The sequence below is a fragment of the Vreelandella subglaciescola genome (assembly GCF_900142895.1).
GTDB lineage: Bacteria > Pseudomonadota > Gammaproteobacteria > Pseudomonadales > Halomonadaceae > Vreelandella > Vreelandella subglaciescola.
Genome location: NZ_LT670847.1, coordinates 336140 through 357355, shown reverse-complemented (window position 1 = coordinate 357355; position 21216 = coordinate 336140). Strand labels below are relative to the sequence as shown.

The following is a 21216-nucleotide window of genomic DNA, read 5'->3' as shown; positions in this document are numbered from 1 at the left end:
AACATCAGCGCCGGCTAAGCGTGCGCAGGGTGACGAATTCTTCCGCCCCGGTCGGATGAATGCCGATAGTACGGTCGAAATCAGCTTTTTTGAGCCCCGCACGCACGGCAATGGCAACACCCTGGATCAGCTCGCCGGCGTCTTCGCCCACCATATGGGCACCAATCACCACGTCGGTAGCATCATCCACCAACAGCTTCATCAGCGTGCGCTCCTGGCTGCCGGAAAGCGTATGCTGCATGGCGCGAAAATCGGTGCGGTACACGCGAATGTCGCCGTTACGCTCGCGTGCCTCTTCTTCTGTCAGCCCCACGGTCGAAATATTGGGATGACAGAACACCGCGGTGGGAATCGTGTCGTAATCAAGCGGCGGCGGGCTTTGCTGTTTGAAGTGGGTGTCCACCAGCTGCATGGCTTCTGCCAGCGCTACCGGCGTCAGTTCCGGGCCTTCAATCACATCACCCAGCGCAAGCACTGACGGCACGGCGGTTTCAAAACGCTCATTGACCGGAATCTTGCCCTGAGCGTCGGGAATAATGCCCAGCGTATCCAGTCCGAGCCCCTGAATATTGGCGTGGCGGCCGGTCGCGGCAAGCACGGCATCCACCTCAAGCACTTCGCCGTCGGTCAGCGTCACGCGATAGCCGTTAGCGCCCTTCTCGATTTGCACGATATTGGCGTTAAAGTGCAGGTTAACGCCTTTGCGCGCCATTTCATCCCGGGTGAACTCGCGGACTTCGTGATCAAAGCCGCGCAGAAACAGATCCTGCCGATAGATCAGATGGGTCTCGCTGCCCAGCCCGTTGAAAATACTGGCAAACTCCACGGCAATATAGCCGCCGCCGAGCACCAAGAAACGCTCGGGAAACGTTTCCAGATCAAATACCTGATTGGAATCAATGGCATATTCACAGCCGGGAAAATCAGGCACCCACGGCCAGCCGCCGGTGGCCACCAGAATTTTGGCTGCGCTGATGCGTTGCTCGCCCTGGTCGCTGCGGAGCATAACGGTGTGCTCGTCCATCACCGTGGCGCGGGCGTTGAACAGCGTTACGCCGGCGCCTTCAAGCAGGCGCTGATAAATACCGTTGAGACGCTTGATTTCGCCTTTCTTGTTCTCCCTGAGCGTTACCCAGTTGAACGTGGCGGGTGCGGCAAGCTCCCAGCCAAACCCTGCCGCATCGTCAAAGCTATCGTGAAAATGTGCCGCATAGGAATAGAGTTTTTTCGGTACGCAGCCCACGTTAACGCAGGTGCCACCCAGATAGCGGTCTTCGGCGATACCCACGCGCGCGCCTTCTGCCGCAGCCGTACGCGCCGCACGCACGCCGCCTGAACCCGCGCCGATAACAAAAAGGTCATACTCATAGGATGCTGCGTCTGCCATTATATGCTCCTGTACGATTGTGTCAGCGGCGCCATGTTGTTTACCACGCTAGGTTCGCCACGCTAGCAGCGTCTGCCGGTGCCGTCACTGGTTTACCCCGTTAGCGTTTCATATAGCTCTCGTTTTACCCTGCTGCGCATCCTTACACGTACCCTTTTTTATTCCAGCCATTGCCAGAGAAAGCCAATGTCAGACTCGCTGAACCACCTCCTGGACAATAACCGCGAATGGGCCGAGAAAATCTGCCAGGACGACCCGGACTACTTTGCGCGGCTATCGCGGCAGCAAAACCCCGATTACCTATGGATCGGCTGCTCGGACAGCCGCGTGCCGGCCAACCAGATCATTGCCCTGCCGCCGGGCGAGGTATTTGTCCACCGTAACGTCGCCAACCTGTTGAACCATACCGATATGAACGCGCTCTCCGTGGTGCAATATGCGGTCGATGTGCTCAAGGTCAAGCACATCATGATTGTCGGCCACTACGGCTGCGGCGGGATCAAGGCGGCGGTGCAGGGGGGCGAGTGCGGCATGGTGGATTTCTGGCTGCATTCGGTACGCGAGCTGTACAACCGCCACCGCAACTCGCTTGATCACCTTCCGCTTAACGAGCAGATCGACCGGATGTGCGAGCTCAACGTCAAAGCGCAGGTCAACAGCCTAAGCCGCACCAAGATTTTGCAACGCGCCTGGCAACGCGGCGACGACGTCACCATACACGGCTGGGTTTACGGGCTCAGCGACGGTCTGGTCAAAAACCTCAACTGCACGGTCTCAGGGCTTGATCAGGTCGAAACCCTGTACCGTATCGACCGCCTGACGCCCAGCGATTGACGCCTCGCCCGGTGGGTTAGCCCACCGGGCAGCTGACGCCGGTGCCTTTCAGCCCGCAGTAGCCCTGCGGGTTTTTGGCCAGATACTGCTGGTGATATCCCTCGGCGTAGTAAAAATGCTCAAGCGGTTTTATCTCGGTGGTGATAGCGCCGCGCCCGGCCTCGGTTAACGATGGCTGAAAGGCCGCGGCGCTCTGCTCGGCGGCGTCAAGCTGGGCTTCCGTGGTGGTCAGGATAACCGAACGGTACTGCGGGCCGATATCGTTGCCCTGCCGATTCCCCCGGGTCGGGTCGTGATTTTCCCAGAACGTCTTTAACAGCGCCTCCACACTGATTACTGCCGGGTCATACACGACTTCCACCACTTCCGCGTGGCCGGTGCGCCCGCTACAGGCTTCCTTGTAGGTCGGGTTGGGCGTCTGGCCACCGGCATAGCCCGCGGCGGTGACAATAACGCCGGGCAGCTGCCAGAAAAGCCGCTCGACTCCCCAGAAACAGCCCATTCCCAGCACGATTATCTCATGCCCCGCAGCAAACGGCGGATGCAGCGACGCGCCGCTGACGGCGTGCGTCTTGCTAGTGGCAATGGGGGTATCGCGGCCGGAAAGCGCGCCTGCAAATAGTGTCATAACGCTGTCCTCTGTTGAGTTAATTCTGTGTGCCCCGTTCTGCTTGACCAGTGTGACGTGACGTGTGTCTTTGACCGCCGCTATCAGCGACGGTTTCGGCTAGTTGTCGAGCTTCAGCACCTGCGGATTTCCCTCGCGGCTGAACTGATAAATCAGGTCTACCGCCTGGCTGGCGCCGGACACCGCCTGCAGATACAAGTTACGCCACAGCGTATAGCGCAAGGTAAGCTCGGCGATGGGCGAAAAGATGCCCACGCCATAGCTGACTCGCAGCCTTTCGCTTAGCTGGCCGCTGACGGCCACCTGGCTGTCGTCGCCGGCCCCGGTGGTATCCAGGGTTAAATCATCGATGCCGAAGGCTTCGCCCACCGAGCCGACCGCACCGCCGGCGCGACCCAACGACATACCGATCAGCGCAGTGGCCAGGGCGCTGTCTACACCGCCGCCCGACGCGTCCGGGGCACGGCCACGCAGCAGATAGGACAACGCGCGAGTTTCATTCATTGCCGGCTCCGCGAAAATCGCGATATTGGGCTCTGCGGCAATGCCCGTAACGCGGACCCCGGCAATCACGTCGTCTTCGGTGATATCCGGGTTGCGGATCGCCTCAAAATCAAGTGCCGGCAATCCCGGCGGCCCGCTGAAGTAGATCTTGCCGCGACGAATCAACAGATCCTGGCCAAACGCCTTGAAGCGTCCGTCCACCAGGTTCACATCGCCAAACAGCTGCAGTCCGCCGCTGTTCTGGCGCACCTCAAGCGAGCCGCCGAGTCCTGACTCCAGTCCGTAAGCCGACAGCTGCATATCGCCGCCCAGCGTAATGGTAATGCGTACATCCATGGCCATGCCGGCGCTTGCCAGCTCGTCGGCCGCACTGGGCGTATCGGGATGCTTTGCCCGACGTTTTTCGGCCAGCTGCTCGGCTTCTTTATCTTCACGCTCGGTAATAATGACTTCGTCGGTACTGGGCATGGTCGCCGAGCTGGGTATGTCACCCACTTCCAGCCGCGCCCAGGGCACGTTCACGTTGCCGCGCACCTGCAGCCGCTCAGGATTGACGCGGATCTGAATATCCGGCGATGCTTCCAGCCGGCCGAACTGCGGCAGCGTCACCAGTAGCGGGGAGGCCGCGTTGAGGTCCACGTTAACGCGCCACGCATCGCCACTGGGCCATACGGCGTCGCCGTTGATATTCAGCCGGCCCCGTTCAGCCGCCAAAAAGCCGTCGATGTTGCCGCGTTCGCCGTTGAACGACACGTTGACTTCACCATCGGGCACGGTCACGGGGATATCCGGTCCGGCCACGTTGATGCCGGTCAGCTCAAGCGCCCCCTGCAAGTCGGGCTTTTGCGTAGAGCCGGAGATGTTAACGTCACCATTCAGGGTGCCGGCAAGCTCGGACATGCCCACCACCAGCGGCCGGTACGGCGCGAGTTCGACGTTGTTAATGGCAAGCGTGCCGTCTAGTGCACCGGCGCCCAAAGGATCAGCCACGCTCACGTTCAACGTAGCTTCCCCGGCATTGGCAAGCGATAGCGTCACGTCGGCTCCGGCCTGACGTGGCGTGGCCTTGAGCTGGGTGTCCAGGTTGATGCGCGGCAGCTCAACCGGCTGGCCATAGTCGTTGATGGCGGTAATCGAAAGCTCGCTTGCCAGGTCGCCGTCGGCCTGCCATTGCGTGCCGCCCGCCGACCACGACGCCGCGAGATCCGCCGTGGTATCGCCGCTTAACTGCCAGCCTTCGGGCAGGAACGGCTCGGCGGCTTCCGTGGGCACCTCTCGCAGCGACAGTGCGGCTTCGCCCTGCTGCGCCGAGGCCGTCAGCGGTTTTGTCGAGCAGACCACGCCGCCCTGCTCGCGGCGCAGGCAAAACGGTGTCAGCTGCAGCTCGCTGCGGTCCAGCCGGTAGCTGATATCCAGCGGCGATTCCAGGCGAATATCCCCGGCGCTGGAATCCACTTCAAGCGGCGAAAGCGTCGCCTGATAGCGGCTTTGTGCCTGATTCAGGCCGCCATCAAGGGCCAGCTGTGCACGCGTCAGTATCTCGTTATCAGCACCGCCCTTCGCCTCAAGCGCCAATCGGTGCTGTGACAGCTTGCCGTCAAGGTCAAGAGTGACGCTATCCAGAGACTGGCCGCCGGCCTCCAGCCCGGAAAGCGCAAGGCTCACGTCCAGCGCCGGATCATCAATACCGCGCACGTCGGCCTCCAGCTGCAGCCGTTGCAGCGTATTCTGGGCAAAACGCAGCGTATTACCCTCAAGGTTGGCGACGATTTCCGGCGCCGCAAAGCTTCCCCGAGCGGTGATGTCGCCGGTCAGGGTGCCACCCAGTTCGGATGAAATGCTGTCCAGTTCGCGCAGGTTGATGTCAGCGTCCAGCGTGATGATCTCTTCGCTGACTATGCCGCTGGCCGTCAGGCGGTTGTTGCCCTGGGCGAAGTTCAACCGGCTAATATCCAGATTCAGGTTGCTGTTGGCCTCAAGCGCCGCTTCAAGCGTCAGCGGGTAACCCTGTAGCTTACCGCCAATATCCAGCGCGGGAATGGCAATTGCCCACTGGTCGTCCAGCTGGCGCACGCTCAGCTCGGCGTTGCCGCTGAGCCGGCCTTCCAGCGCATCCACAAACTGGTTGGGGTCGAAGTCATCAAGCGACAGCGTGGCATTGACGTTAAACGGTGCCAGCCATTCCACCTGCCCCTGACTGACCAGGCTGCCGTCGCCGGTATCTACCGTCAGCGGTTCCCAGGCGAAATGGGCAATATCGCCGGTACCGGCAAGCGATACATCTGTTTGCGGTACGCTGGGCCCCTCGGCCTGAAACGACAGCCGGGCGCTGTAGCCTTCAAGGCTCCCGCTGGCCGAAAGATTCAGCGAACGCAGCTGATAGGGGTCGATTTCCGCTGTGGCCTGAGCTTCTCCCGCGCCTTTGTCCGCCGGCGGTTCAGGCGCAGATGCCGGCGCCACCTGAGTAGCGGCACCTGCGTTCACCGCCGTGCTTTCGGCCAGCGCGGCAGCATCCCGGGACGGCAACGGCCACTGCAGTGAATCGCTTTGCAGGCGCAGCTCAAACGGGATGGCGGGAGCCAGCAGGTTGGCTTTGGCGGTGAACCGGGCGTTCACCGTGCCGCTGGCGTTAAGCTCGGCCTTCAGGTCGTCAAGCGCGCCGGAAAGCTCAAGGGTCAGCTCTTCGCCGCTGAGTTCGGGCATCAGCTCGGGCAAAAATAGCACCACGTGGAGGTTCGCCGACAGCGGGTAGGCGTTACTTAGCGTGGTGTTGGCATCCAGCCGTGCGCTGGCGTCTGGTGTCACGAGATTGAACTGGGTCAGCGTGATTTTCTCTCCGTCACCTTCAAGCCCCAGGCGTAATTCGTTAACGGTATACTCGGCAGCACCACTGACGACAAAATCGTTCACCTCCAGCCGTTCAAGATTGACGTTGACTGGCAGCGTAATGGCCGGCAGTTGAATGGGCTTGCGCGCGGCCAGCGCTTCATCAAGCGGCACTGCCTCTTCTTCAGGCACGGTCTCGGTGTCAGCCGGCGTTTGTAGCGCAATGGCGGCGTCGATGCCTTCGGCAAACAGCGGTGTATCGACGTTTTGGGTTAAACGCACCCCGGGGCTGGGCGGCAGATACAGACGTGGCTTATCCAGCGTTGTCGGGGCGATGTTGATCTCGCCGCCGGCAGCGCTCAGCGCGCTTTCAAAATGTGCCCAGCCAAGGCGGGTGCCGTCGCCCAGCTGGACGCTGACGTTATCCAGCGCAAGCTTTCGCAGCTCGATGGGAAACGGCAGCGCAATCTCGCCAGCGGGTTCCTGTTCTTCCGGCTCGGGGGGCGGCGCCTCAGGCTCGCCGGCCGGCGACAGGCGAATATCGGCGTCAACCACGCGTAGCGTGTCCAGGCAGAGCTTGCCGGAAAGCAGGCAGTCATCGGCCCAGGTCAGCTCAAACTCGCCGATGCGGGCCTGTACGCCAAAGGCATTCATGGCAAAGCCCTGCAGGCGAAAATCATCCAGCAGGCCTCCCTCGTGGTGCTCAACGCTAATGACATCGCGCTTTTCTGCCTGCGACAGCAAAAAGCCGATGCCCCAAGGCGCAAGCACCAGACCTAATACCAGCATCAGCAACGCCAGCAGCCACAGCGGCAGCCAGATCAGCAGGCGAAACAGGCTCCAGCCGAACAGCCATAGCCGCTGCCGAGTGCTCAGCCGTTGCGAACGCTTTTGCGGGCGCTTGCGAGAACGTTTGTGCGCATCGGCGCGGCGCCTGTCAGGCGTTGGTTTAGCGTCGGGCACGTACGTCTCCTAGAATTCCGGACCGATGGAAAAATGCAGCCGCCAGTCATTGTCGTCATCGTCAAACGGGTGGGCCACGTCGAGGCGAATAGGGCCGACGGGCGATATCCAGCGCACGCCCAAACCGGCGCCGGTTTGGAGGCCATCCGGCCCCCAGTTGTCAAAGGCATCGCCGGTATCGACAAAGGCCGCGGCCCACCAGTCGCCGGTCACGTTGCGCTGATACTCGGCGCTGGCGGTCAACATTTGCTGGCCACCGCGCAGTTTACCCTTGGCGTTACGCGGCGACAGGCTTTCGTAGGAATACCCGCGCACGCTGTTGTCGCCGCCGGCAAAAAAGCGCAACGATGGCGGAATCTTGCTGAAGTCATCGGTTTCAATGGCACCCACGCTGATCCCGCCGACAAAGCGGTTTTTATCGCCCAACATACGAATCCACTCGGTATCGCCGGTCAGCCGTAAAAACTGTGCGTCCGAGCCCCAGGCGGTATCGGAATACTCGATGGAAAGCTGCTGGCGATCGCCCCAGGTGGGAAAGCGCTGCTGACGCGTACGCGTGCGCGTCCATTGAATGCCGGGGTAATAGATCCAGACTTTTTCGCTTTCCCCGCCCTGAGTGAAGTCTTCGTAGGTCGTCCGCACATAGACCGACTGCACCCAGTCGTTATCAAACTGCCAGCGCCGGGCGAGCTCAACGGTGCCTTCCAGTGACTGCGTATCGCCGTCGTCAAGGTTTTTAATCCCGTATTGCAGCCGATAGCTATCGCGCAGCGGGTCTTCGAGTGGCACGTTATACGTGCCGGAGAAACGCTGCTCGGGCGCGGAGATATACAGATCATGATCGAGGCTGTGACCGTAGCGGTTGATCCACGGCTGATTCCAGCCAAAGCGCAGGCGTGGCCCGACGTCGGTGGCATAGCCGACGCCAACTTCAAACTGATGGCGATCGGCGGGCTCCACCACCACGTCAACCGGCAGTTGCGTATTCTCCTGACGATACAGCCGCATGGCACTGCTCAGCGCGTCTCGCTCAAGCCGCGGCGCCTGTTCCTGCTGATCGGACTCGCCGTCCTGGGGCCCGCTTTGCTGACGAGCGATGGCCGCACGGTCCCACCAGTTCTGCGTCCCTTCTGAAGACGCCAGGGCAAGTTCCTGAATACTGTCAAAACGCGGGCGCACCATCACCGAGCGAAACCAGCCGGTTTCGGCCAGCCGCTGGTTGTATTCGGCAATCGAGCGCGCCAGATACGGCTCGCCCGTGTCAAAGGTGCGCATGGCTTCAAGACGCGCCGGCTCGATATGGCTGCCGCTGATGACCACGTCGCCAAAGCGGTAGCGCGGGCCGCTGTCAAAATCCAGGTACAGGCGTGCGCTTTGCTTGTAGGGCCGTACTTCCATGCGCCGTTGGGCGAACCGCCAGTCAAAATAGCCGCGCTCAAGCGCCGTTCCGGAAAGCTGCCCGCGGAGTTTGTCCCAGGGGGCGTGTAGCAGTGGATCCCCTTCCTTGAGCGGAAAGTCGTCAACCGCTTTACGAAACGGCGGGTCGTCTTTGGCATCGCCTTCAAGGGTGATCGCAAGCGTCTCGATGCTGACCCGCTCGCCGGGCTTGATGGCGACGCTGACGGCTTTTTTCTTGGCCTCTTTTCCGGCAACGGTCACGGTAATCTCGGGCTCGTAGTAACCGTAAACGCGCATGGCTTCGCCGCTACGCCGCTTGACCTCGCCTTTCAGGCGAGTCTCGGTGTATTCGTCGCCTTCAAGGTTTTCCAGATACGCCTCGATATTGGCTTTGACGTCGTCGTTTACGCCTTCGACCGATGCGTTCAGGCCAAACGCCAACGGTGCGGCGCACAGCAGCGGTAGCGCGGCATAGCGCGCTAGCCGGCTGGCGCCTTGTCCTCGGTGGTAGTTTTCCATCGCGTGCTTCCTGACCCGTCGAGGGCGTATCAATTAACGCAGCATTTCAAGCTGCGCGCTGAAGGCCAGCTGCGCCTGACGAATCTGGCGCATGTCGCTTTCCAGTGCCTTCAGCCGGCCGAGTTTCTCATCGAGCGCTCCACGACTTTGCTCAAGAGCAGTAACATCGCCTGCCAGCGCATCAAGCGTCTCGTTGAGTGCGGCAAAACGTTTATCGTCGCTAGCACTATTGCGTTCAACGCGCCGCTCAGCGGCTTGTTCAAGGCGAGCCACGTCATCGCTGAGCTGTTCATGCGTACTCGCCGCGGCGTTCTCCAGCGAATCAAGCGAGGCACTCAGCGCCGCCAGCTGGGCGTCACGCCGTTCAGCGGCGCCCTGCTGCGCCTTGATCTGCTGCAGCAGTGTCTCGATGGCCTCCGCCGAGACTCTGTCCTCGCTTGCCGGCACCAGGCTCAAAAGTTCTTCGCGAGTGCTATTGAAGTGCATCGCCAACTGCTCCTGTTCCTGGAACAGCGTGCTTACCTGAGCTTGTACTAACGTTAACTTATCCTGTACACCACTGTCACCCGAGTCCAGTCGCGCGTGCATATTGGACACGTTGCCGCTGACCCGCTCAACCTCGCTCATCAGCCGCTCGCGCTCCAGCCAGAAACCTGCCGCCAGCACCGCAATAGCGGCGATCAACACCACCACCAAGAGCCATAACGGCCAGAGTCGCGGCTTTTTTGGCTGGCGCAGGTGGCGCGCATTGAGGCTTTGGTCAACGTCGGGAACGATACGCGAAGGTGCGGCGGATTCTGACATGAACTCTCCTTACGGCCGTTTGGCGATGCCTTGGGCAGGCGTCGGATCAGCGCGGCGGCCTATTCCCCGATAGTAAAGCCCACAGCTTGCCACAAAGCCGGGATCATAAATATTGCGCCCGTCCAATACCAGCTTAGCGCTTAATGCCTGTGCCAGCCGCTGCCAATCCGGATTCCAGTAGGTTTTCCATTCGGTCACCAGCATTAACGCATCGGCGCCGTCGCAGGCGCGGTACGGGTCCTGGGTAAAGGTCGCCAGGTCGGCGCGCTCGCCCACCGCTTCCACCAGCGCGGGCACTGCGGCGGGATCATGCAGCCGCACCTTGATGCCCTGAGCCCAGAGCGCATCGAGTAGCGTCAGTACCGGCGCGTGATCAATGCGCGCGGTGCCGGGCTTGAAGGCCGCTCCCCAAATGGCCACGGTCTTGCCCTGCAGGTTGCCCTCAAAGTGGGCCCAGAGCTTACGAAACAGCGTCTCTTTTTTCTGCTCGTTAATGTCCATCACACGGTCGAGCAGCGCTGATTCGCGCCCGCTGGACGACTGCACGTCGGCCAGACGCATGAGATCCCGGGAAAAGTTCGGGCCGCCAAAACCGCAGCCGGGGTACAAATATTCAAACCCGATGCGGGTATCTGCCCCCATGCCCTGACGCACGTCTTCCACGTCAACGCCCAACGTATCGGCAAGGCCGGCAATTTCATTCATGTAGCTGATACGAGTGGCCAGCATGCCGTTGATGGCCAGCTTGGTAAGCTCGGCGGCACGGCGTGGCATGCGCTGAAAGACTTCGCTGCGACGGTTGAAGGCGCGCAAAAGCTCGCGCACGTGGCGTTCGCCGTGGTCATCGTCACAGCCCAGCAGCCAGCGCGCCGGACGGGTAAACGTCGCCCAGGCGCGCCCTTCTTCGAGCATGTCGGGCAGTGCTACGCCAAGGTGACGCCCGCCCAGCCGCTGCTCCAGCCGCTCGGTCTCCCCCACGGGAAAGGTCGAGTTATTGATCAACACCAGCGCCTGGCAGCGCTCGACGGCCGGGTGCACCAACAGCGCGGCGGCGTCTTCGCGCTGGGCGGGCGACAGGCCCAGCCACAGCGTATCGGCGTACGCGAGTGCGTCGTCGGGGCTATCGACCAGCGTCAGGTGGCCGTCAGCCAGGCTTTGTTCAAGCTGCTCGAACAGCTGCGGCTCGCGGCGCAGCCAGTCGGCGTGCTGCAGTAGAGACCACGGCTGCGAGGCGTGCGGCAGCCAGCTGACGTGATGCCCCACCCAGGCCAATGCGGCCGCGGCGGTGGCAGCTCCCAATTCGCTGCCGTATACAAAGACCCGCATGCCTAGTCTCCCTGATGGTAGCGTGAGAGCAACGCGTTAAACGCGTCGCCCAGCGTCGGGTGGCGCCGGCCAAAGGCCAGCGTGGCCTCCAGATAGCCCAGCGGCTGGCCGCAATCATAGGTAATGCCCTGCATGCGGTAGGCCTGCACCCCGCGCTTGACGCGCAGCCGCTCGATGGCATCGGTCAACTGAATTTCGTTGCCCGCGCCCGGTGGCGTATCGGCCAACAGCGGAAAAATATCGCCGGGCAATACGTAACGCCCGATCACCGCCAGATTGGACGGCGCCGCGTCGCGCGCGGGTTTTTCCACCATGCCGGAAAGCGATGCGGCATGACCCGGCGCGGGTGCGTCACCTTCGGGCGCGACAATGCCGTAGCGCTCGACGTGTTGCCAATCGACCTCTTCGACCATCAGCTGCGCTTCCTGAGTGCGTTCAAATGCCGCCAACATGCCGCTTAAATCACTCGCGCTATCCGTTTTGCTGCCTGCGTTCTCGACCAGAGCATTATCGACCAGCACGTCGGGCAGCAGTACGGCAAAGGGTTCGTCATCACCGATCACCGGGCGGGCGCAGAGCACCGCGTGGCCAAGCCCCAGCGGTTCGCCCTGGCGCACGCTGATGATGTTGACGTCAGCGGGCACAATGTGGCGAATACTTTCCAGCAGCGCATGCTTGCCCTTGGCTTCCAAACTGGCTTCAAGCTCGGCGTGGGTATCAAAGTGGTTTTCAATCGCGCTTTTGCTGCTGCTCGTCACCAGTACGATATCGCGGATACCGGCGGCCACGGCCTCTTCCACCACGTATTGAATCACCGGACGATCAACGACGGTGATCATTTCCTTGGGGATCGCTTTAGACGCGGGTAAACAGCGGGTGCCGAATCCGGCAACAGGAAGTACAGCTTTGCGAATCATAGCGGTCCTTAATCGTGCTTTCCGGTCATGCTTTCCGGTCCGGGAGTGGTTAGAATGGCCATCATACACGACACATTGCCCGCCAAGGAGCTGATACATGCACGCTACCGACAAGGATAATCGCCGCGCCGCCTCTGCCGCCGAAAACGTGGATGCCGAAGAAGTGGCCAAGTTTGAGGCACTGGCCGGCCATTGGTGGGATCGTGACGGCGATTTCAAACCGCTGCATGACATCAACCCGCTGCGGCTGGACTTTATCGACGCGCGGGCGGGGCTGGCCGGCAAGCGCGTGCTGGACGTGGGCTGCGGGGGAGGAATTTTAAGCGAGTCCATGGCGCATCGCGGTGCCGAGGTCACGGGTATTGACCTGGGCCAGGCACCGCTTGATGCGGCGCGCCGCCACGCTGAAGAAAGCGCCGTTAGCGTCAGCTACCGCCACGTCGCCGTAGAAGCGCTGGCCGAAGAGCAGCCCGGCGAATTTGACGTCGTTACCTGCATGGAAATGCTCGAACACGTCCCCGATCCTGCGTCGGTGATCGCCGCCTGTAGCCGGTTGGTGCGCCCCGGCGGCCGGGTATTTTTCTCTACGCTCAACCGCACGCATAAAGCCCGGGCGCTGGCCATTTTTGGCGCCGAATACGTGCTGGGAATGTTGCCACGGGGCACTCACGACTACGCCAAATTCATCCGCCCGTCGGAAATGGCGGCCTGGTGTCGCCACAGCCGGCTGGACGTTGGCGAGCAGACCGGTCTGACCTACAACCCGCTGACGCGCCACTACCGGCTTACGCCTTACGATGTGTCGGTCAACTACATGATGGCCTGCCAAAAGCGGGGTGAGGAATGACATCTGCCTTGCCGGTAAAGGCCGTACTGTTTGACCTCGATGGCACCCTGGTGGATACCGCGCCGGATCTCGCCGCGGCGACCAACGCGCTGCGCCGGCATCACAGCCTGGACCCGCTGCCCTTTGAGCTGATTCGCACCCAGGTGTCCAACGGCGGAAGCGCGCTGGTCACACTGGCGCTGGGGCTTGATGCCGAGCACCCCGACCACGATGCGGCGCGCAGCCGCCTGCTGGATGCCTACGCGCAGGCGCTTGCGATTCACAGCCGCGTATTCGCGCCGCTGGATGACTGGCTGCATGGTTGGCAACAGCAACGCCGCCCCTGGGGCATTGTGACCAACAAGCCAAGACGCTACGCCGAACCGTTGATTGAAGCGCTGGCGCTTAGCCCCGGCGCGCTGTTATGCGCCGACGATCTGGCGGTGAAAAAACCCTCACCCGAGCCGCTGTGGGAAGCGGCCCGACGCCTGGGAGTAGCACCGGAAGCGTGCTGGTACGTGGGGGATCATATTCGCGACATGGAGGCCGCTCGGGCCGCCGGCATGACCGCCGTGGCCGTGGGTTACGGCTATATCAGTGAGGGGGATGATTACCGCCAGTGGCCGGCAGACGTCTGGTTTGACGACTGCACGGCACTGGTCACGGCACTCAACGCTTTTTAGCTGCGCGGCGGCTGGGCGTCGAGCTTCTGTCCGTTGGTGCCACGGCTATCCGGCCCCATCAGCCACAGGTACGTCGGCAGGATATCCTCCGGCGTACGCAGGCTGTTGGCGTCTTCTCCGGGAAACGCGGTACGGCGCATTTGCGTGCGCGTCGCCCCCGGGTTAAGCGTGTTCACGCGGATTGGATACTGGTTGTCCATTTCGTCAGCCAGCACTTCCATAAAGCCTTCGGTGGCAAACTTTGACACCGAATACGCGCCCCAGTAGGCGCGCCCTTTGCGCCCTACGCCGGACGACGTGAGAATAATCGAGGCGTCTGCGGACTCTTTCAGCAACGGCAGCAGCGCCTGGGTCATCCACACCGGGCCGTTGACGTTGACCTGCATGACCTGCTCCCAAAGCTCGGGATTGTACTGCTCAAAGGGCGTGATGCGCCCCAGCAGGCCCGCATTGTGCAAAATACCGTCCAGCCGGCCAAACTCCTGATATAGCGTTTCCGCCATATCCTGGTAGTCGCGATAGGTCGCACCTTCAAAGTTCAGCGGGAAAATTGCCGGCTGCGGCCCGCCGGCGGCTTCAATGGCGTCGTAGGTGCTTTCCAGCTTGGCAATGGTGCGGCCCAGCAGAATGACCGTGGCGCCGTGGCTGGCATAGGCCAGCGCAGCGGCACGGCCAATGCCGTCGCCGGCGCCCGTGACCAGAACAATGCGCTCGTTCAGCAAATCAGCCGCCGGCTGATAGTCTATCTTGCAGTTCATAGCGTCCCTTGAAATAGTGCCCTTCAACATTTGTCTGATGAAAAAACACGCCGCTTATCAGCCCGCCGACTGGCGTAAAAAGTCGCTGGCAAGCCCTGCCGCAGTGCTCTGTGGGTAGTCGTCTTTCACCTGTTCCAGCAGCTCCTGGCTGCGCTCAGTGTCGCCCTGGCGTGCTTTCACCAGCCCCAGCTTGTACAGCGCATCAGGCACTTTGCTGCTGCCGGCGTGCTTGTCGATCACCCGGGTGAAGGCCTGCTCTGCCGCGCCAAGGTTATCCTCCGACGCATGCAGCTCGCCCAGCCAGTAATAACCGTTGGGCGTCAGGCGGGTATCCGGATGTTCGCTGACAAACTGCTCAAACGCAGCGATGGCCTGATCAAACTCCCGCGCCTGCACGTGGGCAAAAGCCGCCTGATAGTCCTGCTGCGCGGCGGCGCTGGTGGACGATGAAGGCGACGAGGACGATCCTGCCGCTGTCTTCGACGTGTCGGCGTTGTCGGTAGTGCTGTCGCTAGTGTTGCCAAGATCGGTATTCCCGAGATCGGCATCAGTCATATCGGCTTCCGCGCTATCGGCATCGGTGCTGCCTGTATTCGCACTGCTTGCCTTGGCAGCCGCCCTTGCCAGGCGGCCGTCCAGATCCAGATAGCGCTGCTGGGACTGGCTACGCAGTTTTTCCAGCTCGTGGCGCAACTCTTCAACCTGGCCGTGCAGCTCCTGCAGCTCGCGCTGGTGCTCCTGCACCTGATTGAACATCACCAGACTGCCCGATGAACGGGTCTCCGTCTGCTGATAAAACCCGTCTGACGAGCCTGACCGGTCCTCAACAACGGGCTGTTGTGCCAAAGCGTTGATAGGCAATATGGCGCACGCCAGCGCGAGGCACCAGGGTGCCCGCGCCGGCGTGCCACACAGCCTCTCCATGGCATGCTTGAGATCGTACTTAAAGCCGCACTTGAGACCGGGCGTAAGACTGTGCTTCATGATCGCTCCCGCAGGGCCGCCGGCTGGCGCCTCCCTGTTTGCTTAATAGCTGAACGTGACACGACGATTCTTGGAGTAGGCTGACTCGCCCTGACCGCGTGCGGCCGGACGCTCTTCACCGTAGCTCACCACGCTTACCTGCGAACCCGAGACGCCCTGTACACGCAGAAAACGCTTCACCGCGTTGGCGCGACGCTCACCCAGCGCCAGGTTGTATTCGCGGGTGCCGCGCTCATCGGTATGGCCTTTCAGCACGACCTGGGCATTGGTGTTGGAACGCAGGTAGCGAGCATGTGCCATGACCACCGATTCGTACTCGCTTTTAATCGTGTCGCGGTCAAACTCGAAGTAGATGGTACGTACGTCGGGGATGCGCGAGTCGGCCTGCTGGCCAACGCCGCTGCTCGTGCCGGTACCTGTACCCGAGCCATATTGGCCACCGTTACCGGTGCCCGACGTGCCGGCACCGTTGGTGCCCGTGCCAGCACCTTGCTGACCTCCGTAAGATTCGCCGTTTTGCGTGCCGCCAGTGCTGGAACAGCCGGCAATCACGACAATGGATAATGCCACGGCGGTAGAGCGTGCCAGCGTTTTAAGCGGCACCTGACGAAAAGAGGCGATGGATGAAGCCCTGTTGAATAAAGACATCGTGTCATTCCTTAGCTGAGTTCGGTTTATTGCAAATAACGATCGTAGTGCAAAAATAGTGCAAAACGGCATCGCTACAAGAACGGCGACCACGCGGGCTCGCGCACATCTCCCTGAGCCGCAGGCAGACGGAACGAAGCACGACCATCAACGGATACGGCGCTAAGCACGCCCTTCCCGCCCTGCTGAGTGGCAAAGAGTACCATGGTGCCGTTAGGCGCAACACTGGGCGACTCGTCGTGGGTGGTCTCGCTCAATACCACCAGACGGCCGGATTCCAGCTCCTGACGCGCTATCTGGTAGCCATTTTTTGAACGGTGAACCAGCAGGATCTTCTCGCCATCAGGAGAAAAGCGGCCCCGGGCATTGTATTTTCCGGTAAAGGTCAGCCGTTCGGCATTGCCGCTGCCCAGCGTATAGCGATACAGCTGTGGCCCGCCGCTGCGGTCCGAGGTAAACAGCAGGCTGCGGCCATCGGGCGCCCAGGAGGGTTCGGTATCAATGCTTGAGTTATTGGTCAGGCGCTGCGTCGCACGGCCGGACAGATTCATCACGTAGATTTCAGGCTGGCCGTCTTTCGACAACGACATGGCCAGCTTGCGCCCGTCCGGCGACCACGCCGGCGCGCCGTTGATGCCGTCAAAGTCGGTCAGCTGGATCCGCTGCCCGCTGGCCACCTGCTGCACATAAATAGCCGGACGCTCGCTCTCAAAGGAAACGTAAGCCAGCTTCTTGCCGTCCGGCGACCACGCCGGCGACAGAATCGGCTCATCGGAAGTCAGCACCTGCTGGCTGTTATGCCCGTCGGCGTCCGCCACGTAAAGTCCGTAGTCGATGTTATCGCCAACGCCCTGGGCGGTGACGTAGGCAATGCGCGTGGAAAACGCCCCGCGAATATCGGTAATGGCCTCGAACACGGCATCGCTGATGCGATGCGCCGCGCCGCGCAGGTTGTTACCGCTGGCGCTGATGCGCTCTTGCAGCATGGGACGCGCGCCGCTGACGTCGAGCAAATCATATTCGATCTGATAGCCGTCGGCGGTTTTCTGGCTGCGACCAACCAGCAGGTAACGCACATCCAGCGAGCGCCACTCGCCAAAGGCCACGTCGTCGGCGCTGTGCGGGCGGGCAAACATGGACTCGCGGGCGAGCGGATCAAAATAACCGCTGCGCGCCAGGTCATCCTGGACGATTTGCGCCACGTCCTCCGGCATACCCCCAGCGCCCTCGAAGGGCACCACGCCAATCGGCAGTGCGCTATCGCTGCCGCGGGTAATTTCGATGGTCAGGTTGTTGGCGCTTGCCGCGCTGCTGAACAGCACAAGCGCGAGCATCAGGGCGCCGTATAACAACCGCGCCGGGTGCAGTAAGGCGGTGCTTCTTGATACTTTCATCAGCGAACATCTCCCGGTGTGAAACGTAGGTTGAACTGGCGTAATTCGGACTGCTGCGCAGCGGGCAGATCGCGCAGCTCGATAAACGGCGAGGCCTGCTCAACCGCCTGCACGGCGGAACGATCAAAGCTGCTATCGCCGCTTGACGTGGCCACCGTAACGGCCAGCACTTCGCCGGATGGCCCTAAACGCACGCTTAGCGTCGCGCTCATGCTATCGCTTGCCCCGGCCGGAATCAGCCAGGCTTGTTCGACCGCGCGACGCACAATGGCAATAAAGCCGTTGGCGGCCTCTTCTGCCTGTTTGGCTTTGGCCGCCGCTTCTCTTTCGCCTTCAAGCCGGCGCTGCATGGCGGCTTCTTTCTTGCGTTGTGCTTCGGCTTCTTGTTTACGCTTTTCCGCTGCGGCTTTTTCAGCTTTGGCCTTTTCAGCGGCTTCTTGCTTGCGCTTCTCGGCTGCGGCTTGTTCAGCAGCTTCTTTCTGGCGTTCTTCTTCCGCCGCCTTCTCGGCTGCGGCTTGTTCAGCAGCTTCTTTCTGGCGTTCTTTTTCCGCCGCTTTTTCGGCTGCGGCTTGTTCAGCGGCTTCTTGCTGGCGCTCTTCTTCCGCGGCCTTTTCGGCTGCGGCTTGTTCAGCGGCTTCTTTCTGGCGCTCTTCTTCCGCGGCCTTTTCGGCTTTGGCTTGTTCAGCGGCTGCTTGTTTACGCTGCTCTTCCGCGGCGGCCATGGCTTCAGCCTGATCGATCACGGCCTGTTCAAGCTCGCTGGGCGTGTCGTCTTCCTGCGGCTCTGGTTCTGGCGCGGGTTCCGGTTCGGTCTCTTGTTTCGGCTCGGGGGGCGCTTTTTCTTCGGCGTTGGCCGCTGCCTGTTGCTCGTTGATCTGCTGGGCGACGTCCGTCCGCGTCTCGGTGCTGACCAGCGTGGCCTGCACAATGGACGACGAATCCGGCGTCTCTTCGTTTGCCGGCAGCTTTATCAGACTAAACACAAACACCGCCAGATGCAGCAGAACCGCCAGCAGCGTCGGCCAGAAATAACTTTCTGTTGGACGCTTGCGAAATTTTCGCCCTAAACGCTTACTCATCGTGCCCCGGCTCGGATATCAGCCCCACGTTGGCAACGCCGGAGCGCTGCAGCGTACTCATCAGCGTCACGACCTGGCCGTAAGCGACGTTGCGGTCGCCTCGTACCATGACCGGCGTCTCAGGGCTACGTTGAATAATCGCGCTCACCCGCTTGGTTAGTTCATCCGACTCGACCGCGGCGGTGTCTTCACCCAGCGTAATATAGTAGCTGCCGTCCTGATCGACCGACACGATCACCGGCTCGGTATTATCCGGCGTATCGATCGGCTCGGCCGTTGCCTGGGGCAGATCTACATCGACGCCCTGATTAAGCATGGGCGCGGTAATCATGAAAATGACCAGCAGCACCAGCATCACGTCGATAAAAGGCACCACGTTGATTTCTGCCATCGGGCGGCGCTGGCCACTGCGATTAAAGGGTCCTTGCATGGGTAACTCCCTTTTAGCGGGTCGTGGCGTCACGCCCTTGCAGATTGCGATGCAAGATAGCGTAAAACTCTTCGGCAAAGTCTTCGTACTGCCCGAGAAGACGCGTGGCCTGGCTGGACAGACGGTTATAGAAGATGACCGCCGGAATGGCCGCCAGCAGCCCCATGGCCGTGGCAATCAGCGCTTCGGCAATCCAGGGCGCGACGGTGGCGAGGGTGGCCTGTTGCGCCATGGACAACGACTGAAACGAACCCATGATCCCCCAGACGGTGCCAAACAGCCCGATATACGGGCTGGCCGAGGCCACCGTGGCGAGAAAGACGAGATGCTGGGTCAGGCGGTTTTCTTCGCGCGACCAGGCCACGCGCATGCTGCGCTGCACGCCTTCCAGCACCGTGTCGGCACGCTGGGTTTTCGGGGCCAGACGATGAAACTCGCGAAATCCTGACTGAAAAATGTTCTCGGCGCCGCGCCGAGCGTCATCGGCGGGAATGTCGCGGTACAGATCATTCAGATCCACGCCCGACCAGAACGTGTTTTCAAACTGTTCGTGCGACTTCTGGGCCCGGCTAAGCGCGAAACTGCGCTGAAAAATCACGACCCAGGAAAGCAGCGACGCGGCCACCAGCAGCAGCAGCACCAATTGAACCACCAGACTTGCGTTGGCAATCAGGTGGGGAATGGACATGGAGTTATCGTTCACAGTCGCCCTCTTTGCATGTGTTGCCCGTATGGCGTGGCAGTGAGTCTAAACGTTGCCGGCATAAATGACGCCGGTACGCACTATGTTTTCATGATCATTGCTTAATGTCGCCAACAACGTCAGCCAGTCGCGGCGGCCAGACTTTGGGGCGCAGGCGGCTAGCGTCCAGGCAGGCAATTTCAACGGTGGCGCTGCATAACAGCGTGCCTTCGCAGTAGACCGCCTGAGCAAAGCTCATGCGGCAACGGCTCTGCGACACCACTTTGGCGGTTACTTCAAGCGCATCGTCAAGCCGCGCCGGGCGGGCATAATGGCAGTCAAGGCGGTATACCACCAGCTGGGTCTGCTCATCCAGCAGCGATGCCTGAGTCAGCCCGAGTCCGCGCAGCCATTCGCTGCGGGCGCGTTCCATGAATTTGAGATAGTTGACGTAGTAAACGATGCCGCCGGCATCGGTATCTTCAATGTAGACACGCACCGGCAGCGTGAAATCGGCGTTACCCGTAAAAGAGTCACTCATGGGCGCACCTCGCCCTGGATGTTGGCGGCATCTTCATGGGGTACCCGGTTAAAATGTGCCCAGGCCTGACGCGTAACCATGCGCCCGCGGGGCGTGCGCATCATCAGCCCTTGCTGAATCAGGTACGGCTCAATCACGTCTTCGATGGTATCGCGCTCTTCACTGATCGCCGCCGCGAGGGAATCGACCCCCACGGGGCCGCCGTCAAACTTGTCCATCATCGTCAGCAAAAGCCGGCGATCCATGTGGTCGAGGCCATGATGATCAACGTTGAGCATGTTGAGCGCGGCATCCGCCATGGCGACGTCGACCCGGCCGTCGCCCTTGATGTCGGCGTAGTCACGCACCCGGCGCAGCAGCCGGTTGGCAATACGCGGCGTACCGCGCGAGCGCTTGGCGATTTCTACCGCGCCGTCTTCGCTGGTTGCCACGCCCATCAGCCCCGCCGAGCGCGCGACGATGGTGGAAAGCTCTTCGAGATTATAGAACTCCAGGCGCTGGACGATGCCGAAGCGGTCGCGCAGCGGCGAGGTTAACAGGCCCGCTCGGGTGGTCGCACCGACCAACGTAAAGCGTGGCAGATCTAGCTTGATCGAGCGCGCCGCGGGGCCTTCGCCGATCATGATGTCGAGCTGAAAATCTTCCATTGCCGGGTACAGCACTTCTTCAACCACCGGCGAGAGACGATGAATTTCATCGATAAACAGCACATCGCCCGGCTCCAGATTGGTGAGTATCGCGGCCAGATCGCCAGCGCGCTCAAGCACCGGACCGGAAGTGGATTTCAGCCCCACGCCCATTTCCGCCGCGATGATGTTGGCCAGCGTGGTTTTGCCCAGCCCTGGTGGGCCAAACACCAGCGTATGGTCGAGGCTTTCCTGGCGCAGTCTCGCCGCGCCGATAAAGATCTCCAGCTGCTCGCGCACGCGGGGCTGGCCGATGTAGTCGGCAAGGTGCTTGGGGCGTATGGCGTAATCAACCCTGACCTCGCCCTGCTCTGGCTCAGCGGCAATCAGCCGGTCGTGCTCGATCATAAAGACGCTCTTGTCATTAAGGACGTTCTTGTCATAAAGACATCTGCCTGG

General features: G+C 61.3%; 19 protein-coding genes. 3 read left to right on the top strand and 16 right to left on the bottom strand.

Features of this window, described 5'->3' with window-relative positions; all coding sequences use genetic code 11:
* Positions 1-4: 4 nt before the first annotated feature.
* The gene (gene gorA / locus B5495_RS01605) at positions 5-1387 is read right to left on the bottom strand and encodes a glutathione-disulfide reductase (RefSeq protein ID WP_079550748.1); all 1383 of its coding nucleotides are present in this window, start codon (positions 1385-1387) and stop codon (positions 5-7) included.
* Positions 1388-1573: 186 nt separating this feature from the next.
* Between gorA and can the strand changes: the two genes are divergently transcribed.
* The gene (gene can, locus B5495_RS01600; RefSeq protein WP_079550746.1) at positions 1574-2221 is read left to right on the top strand and encodes a carbonate dehydratase; all 648 of its coding nucleotides are present in this window, start codon (positions 1574-1576) and stop codon (positions 2219-2221) included.
* A 16-nt stretch (positions 2222-2237) separates the two neighbouring features.
* Here the strand turns inward: can and msrA are convergent, their stop codons facing one another.
* The 6 genes from msrA to galU all read right to left on the bottom strand — a co-directional run bounded on the left by msrA (position 2238) and on the right by galU (position 12106).
* The gene (gene msrA / locus B5495_RS01595) at positions 2238-2849 is read right to left on the bottom strand and encodes a peptide-methionine (S)-S-oxide reductase MsrA (protein WP_079550743.1); all 612 of its coding nucleotides are present in this window, start codon (positions 2847-2849) and stop codon (positions 2238-2240) included.
* 99 nt (positions 2850-2948) lie between these two features.
* The gene (tamB, locus tag B5495_RS01590; RefSeq protein ID WP_331712887.1) at positions 2949-7142 is read right to left on the bottom strand and encodes an autotransporter assembly complex protein TamB; all 4194 of its coding nucleotides are present in this window, start codon (positions 7140-7142) and stop codon (positions 2949-2951) included.
* A 9-nt stretch (positions 7143-7151) separates the two neighbouring features.
* Positions 7152-9059, bottom strand: coding sequence for an autotransporter assembly complex protein TamA (gene tamA, locus B5495_RS01585; RefSeq protein WP_079550741.1), 1908 nt, complete (start codon positions 9057-9059; stop codon positions 7152-7154).
* A gap of 33 nt (positions 9060-9092) precedes the next feature.
* Complete coding sequence (locus B5495_RS01580) at positions 9093-9863, bottom strand: hypothetical protein (protein ID WP_079550739.1); 771 nt, start codon at positions 9861-9863, stop codon at positions 9093-9095.
* Between the two features lie 9 nt (positions 9864-9872).
* Positions 9873-11189: a nucleotide sugar dehydrogenase gene (locus tag B5495_RS01575; protein ID WP_079550736.1), complete on the bottom strand. Its 1317-nt coding sequence runs from the start codon at positions 11187-11189 to the stop codon at positions 9873-9875.
* 2 nt (positions 11190-11191) lie between these two features.
* Positions 11192-12106, bottom strand: a complete 915-nt coding sequence (gene galU, locus B5495_RS01570; protein ID WP_079550733.1) for a UTP--glucose-1-phosphate uridylyltransferase GalU — start codon at positions 12104-12106, stop codon at positions 11192-11194.
* Between the two features lie 97 nt (positions 12107-12203).
* Here galU and ubiG point away from each other — a divergent pair, with 97 nt between their 5' ends.
* Both ubiG and B5495_RS01560 read left to right on the top strand, forming a co-directional pair.
* Positions 12204-12953, top strand: a complete 750-nt coding sequence (ubiG, locus tag B5495_RS01565) for a bifunctional 2-polyprenyl-6-hydroxyphenol methylase/3-demethylubiquinol 3-O-methyltransferase UbiG (RefSeq protein WP_079550731.1) — start codon at positions 12204-12206, stop codon at positions 12951-12953.
* On the top strand, positions 12950-13615 hold the full coding sequence (locus B5495_RS01560; protein WP_079550729.1) for an HAD-IA family hydrolase: 666 nt from the start codon (positions 12950-12952) through the stop codon (positions 13613-13615). The genes ubiG and B5495_RS01560 overlap by 4 nt, the downstream gene beginning before the upstream one ends.
* Here B5495_RS01560 and B5495_RS01555 read toward each other — a convergent pair.
* The 9 genes from B5495_RS01555 to ruvB all read right to left on the bottom strand — a co-directional run bounded on the left by B5495_RS01555 (position 13612) and on the right by ruvB (position 21165).
* Positions 13612-14373: a YciK family oxidoreductase gene (locus B5495_RS01555; RefSeq protein ID WP_079550727.1), complete on the bottom strand. Its 762-nt coding sequence runs from the start codon at positions 14371-14373 to the stop codon at positions 13612-13614. The two genes, B5495_RS01560 and B5495_RS01555, sit on opposite strands and share 4 nt — an antisense overlap.
* A 57-nt stretch (positions 14374-14430) precedes the next feature.
* The gene (ybgF, locus tag B5495_RS01550; RefSeq protein WP_154045283.1) at positions 14431-15297 is read right to left on the bottom strand and encodes a tol-pal system protein YbgF; all 867 of its coding nucleotides are present in this window, start codon (positions 15295-15297) and stop codon (positions 14431-14433) included.
* Positions 15298-15399: 102 nt separating this feature from the next.
* Positions 15400-15960 carry a peptidoglycan-associated lipoprotein Pal gene (gene pal / locus B5495_RS01545; protein ID WP_079554847.1) on the bottom strand — a complete coding sequence of 187 codons (561 nt, stop codon included), beginning with the start codon at positions 15958-15960 and terminating at the stop codon, positions 15400-15402.
* Positions 15961-16079: 119 nt separating this feature from the next.
* Complete coding sequence (tolB, locus tag B5495_RS01540; protein ID WP_079554846.1) at positions 16080-17339, bottom strand: Tol-Pal system beta propeller repeat protein TolB; 1260 nt, start codon at positions 17337-17339, stop codon at positions 16080-16082.
* Positions 17340-17398: 59 nt separating this feature from the next.
* Positions 17399-18478, bottom strand: coding sequence for a cell envelope integrity protein TolA (tolA, locus tag B5495_RS01535; protein WP_079550724.1), 1080 nt, complete (start codon positions 18476-18478; stop codon positions 17399-17401).
* The gene (gene tolR / locus B5495_RS01530) at positions 18471-18908 is read right to left on the bottom strand and encodes a protein TolR (protein ID WP_079550722.1); all 438 of its coding nucleotides are present in this window, start codon (positions 18906-18908) and stop codon (positions 18471-18473) included. The genes tolA and tolR overlap by 8 nt, the downstream gene beginning before the upstream one ends.
* A 13-nt stretch (positions 18909-18921) precedes the next feature.
* The gene (gene tolQ, locus B5495_RS01525; protein ID WP_079550719.1) at positions 18922-19611 is read right to left on the bottom strand and encodes a protein TolQ; all 690 of its coding nucleotides are present in this window, start codon (positions 19609-19611) and stop codon (positions 18922-18924) included.
* A 94-nt stretch (positions 19612-19705) separates the two neighbouring features.
* Positions 19706-20131: a tol-pal system-associated acyl-CoA thioesterase gene (ybgC, locus tag B5495_RS01520; protein WP_079550717.1), complete on the bottom strand. Its 426-nt coding sequence runs from the start codon at positions 20129-20131 to the stop codon at positions 19706-19708.
* Positions 20128-21165: a Holliday junction branch migration DNA helicase RuvB gene (ruvB, locus tag B5495_RS01515; protein WP_079550715.1), complete on the bottom strand. Its 1038-nt coding sequence runs from the start codon at positions 21163-21165 to the stop codon at positions 20128-20130. Before ruvB ends, ybgC begins: the two co-directional genes overlap by 4 nt.
* Between the last annotated feature and the right edge of the window lie 51 nt (positions 21166-21216).

Coding starts and splice junctions, on each gene's coding strand:
- B5495_RS01555 (WP_079550727.1), bottom strand. CDS start 14,373: ATGAACTGCAAGATAGACTATCAGCCGGCGGCTGATTTGCTGAACGAG.
- galU (WP_079550733.1), bottom strand. CDS start 12,106: ATGATTCGCAAAGCTGTACTTCCTGTTGCCGGATTCGGCACCCGCTGT.
- tolB (WP_079554846.1), bottom strand. CDS start 17,339: ATGCTCGCGCTTGTGCTGTTCAGCAGCGCGGCAAGCGCCAACAACCTG.
- B5495_RS01580 (WP_079550739.1), bottom strand. CDS start 9,863: ATGTCAGAATCCGCCGCACCTTCGCGTATCGTTCCCGACGTTGACCAA.
- ybgF (WP_154045283.1), bottom strand. CDS start 15,297: ATGGAGAGGCTGTGTGGCACGCCGGCGCGGGCACCCTGGTGCCTCGCG.
- gorA (WP_079550748.1), bottom strand. CDS start 1,387: ATGGCAGACGCAGCATCCTATGAGTATGACCTTTTTGTTATCGGCGCG.
- ybgC (WP_079550717.1), bottom strand. CDS start 20,131: ATGAGTGACTCTTTTACGGGTAACGCCGATTTCACGCTGCCGGTGCGT.
- B5495_RS01560 (WP_079550729.1), top strand. CDS start 12,950: ATGACATCTGCCTTGCCGGTAAAGGCCGTACTGTTTGACCTCGATGGC.
- ubiG (WP_079550731.1), top strand. CDS start 12,204: ATGCACGCTACCGACAAGGATAATCGCCGCGCCGCCTCTGCCGCCGAA.
- ruvB (WP_079550715.1), bottom strand. CDS start 21,165: ATGATCGAGCACGACCGGCTGATTGCCGCTGAGCCAGAGCAGGGCGAG.
- tolR (WP_079550722.1), bottom strand. CDS start 18,908: ATGCAAGGACCCTTTAATCGCAGTGGCCAGCGCCGCCCGATGGCAGAA.
- can (WP_079550746.1), top strand. CDS start 1,574: ATGTCAGACTCGCTGAACCACCTCCTGGACAATAACCGCGAATGGGCC.
- tamA (WP_079550741.1), bottom strand. CDS start 9,059: ATGGAAAACTACCACCGAGGACAAGGCGCCAGCCGGCTAGCGCGCTAT.
- tolA (WP_079550724.1), bottom strand. CDS start 18,478: ATGAGTAAGCGTTTAGGGCGAAAATTTCGCAAGCGTCCAACAGAAAGT.
- B5495_RS01575 (WP_079550736.1), bottom strand. CDS start 11,189: ATGCGGGTCTTTGTATACGGCAGCGAATTGGGAGCTGCCACCGCCGCG.
- msrA (WP_079550743.1), bottom strand. CDS start 2,849: ATGACACTATTTGCAGGCGCGCTTTCCGGCCGCGATACCCCCATTGCC.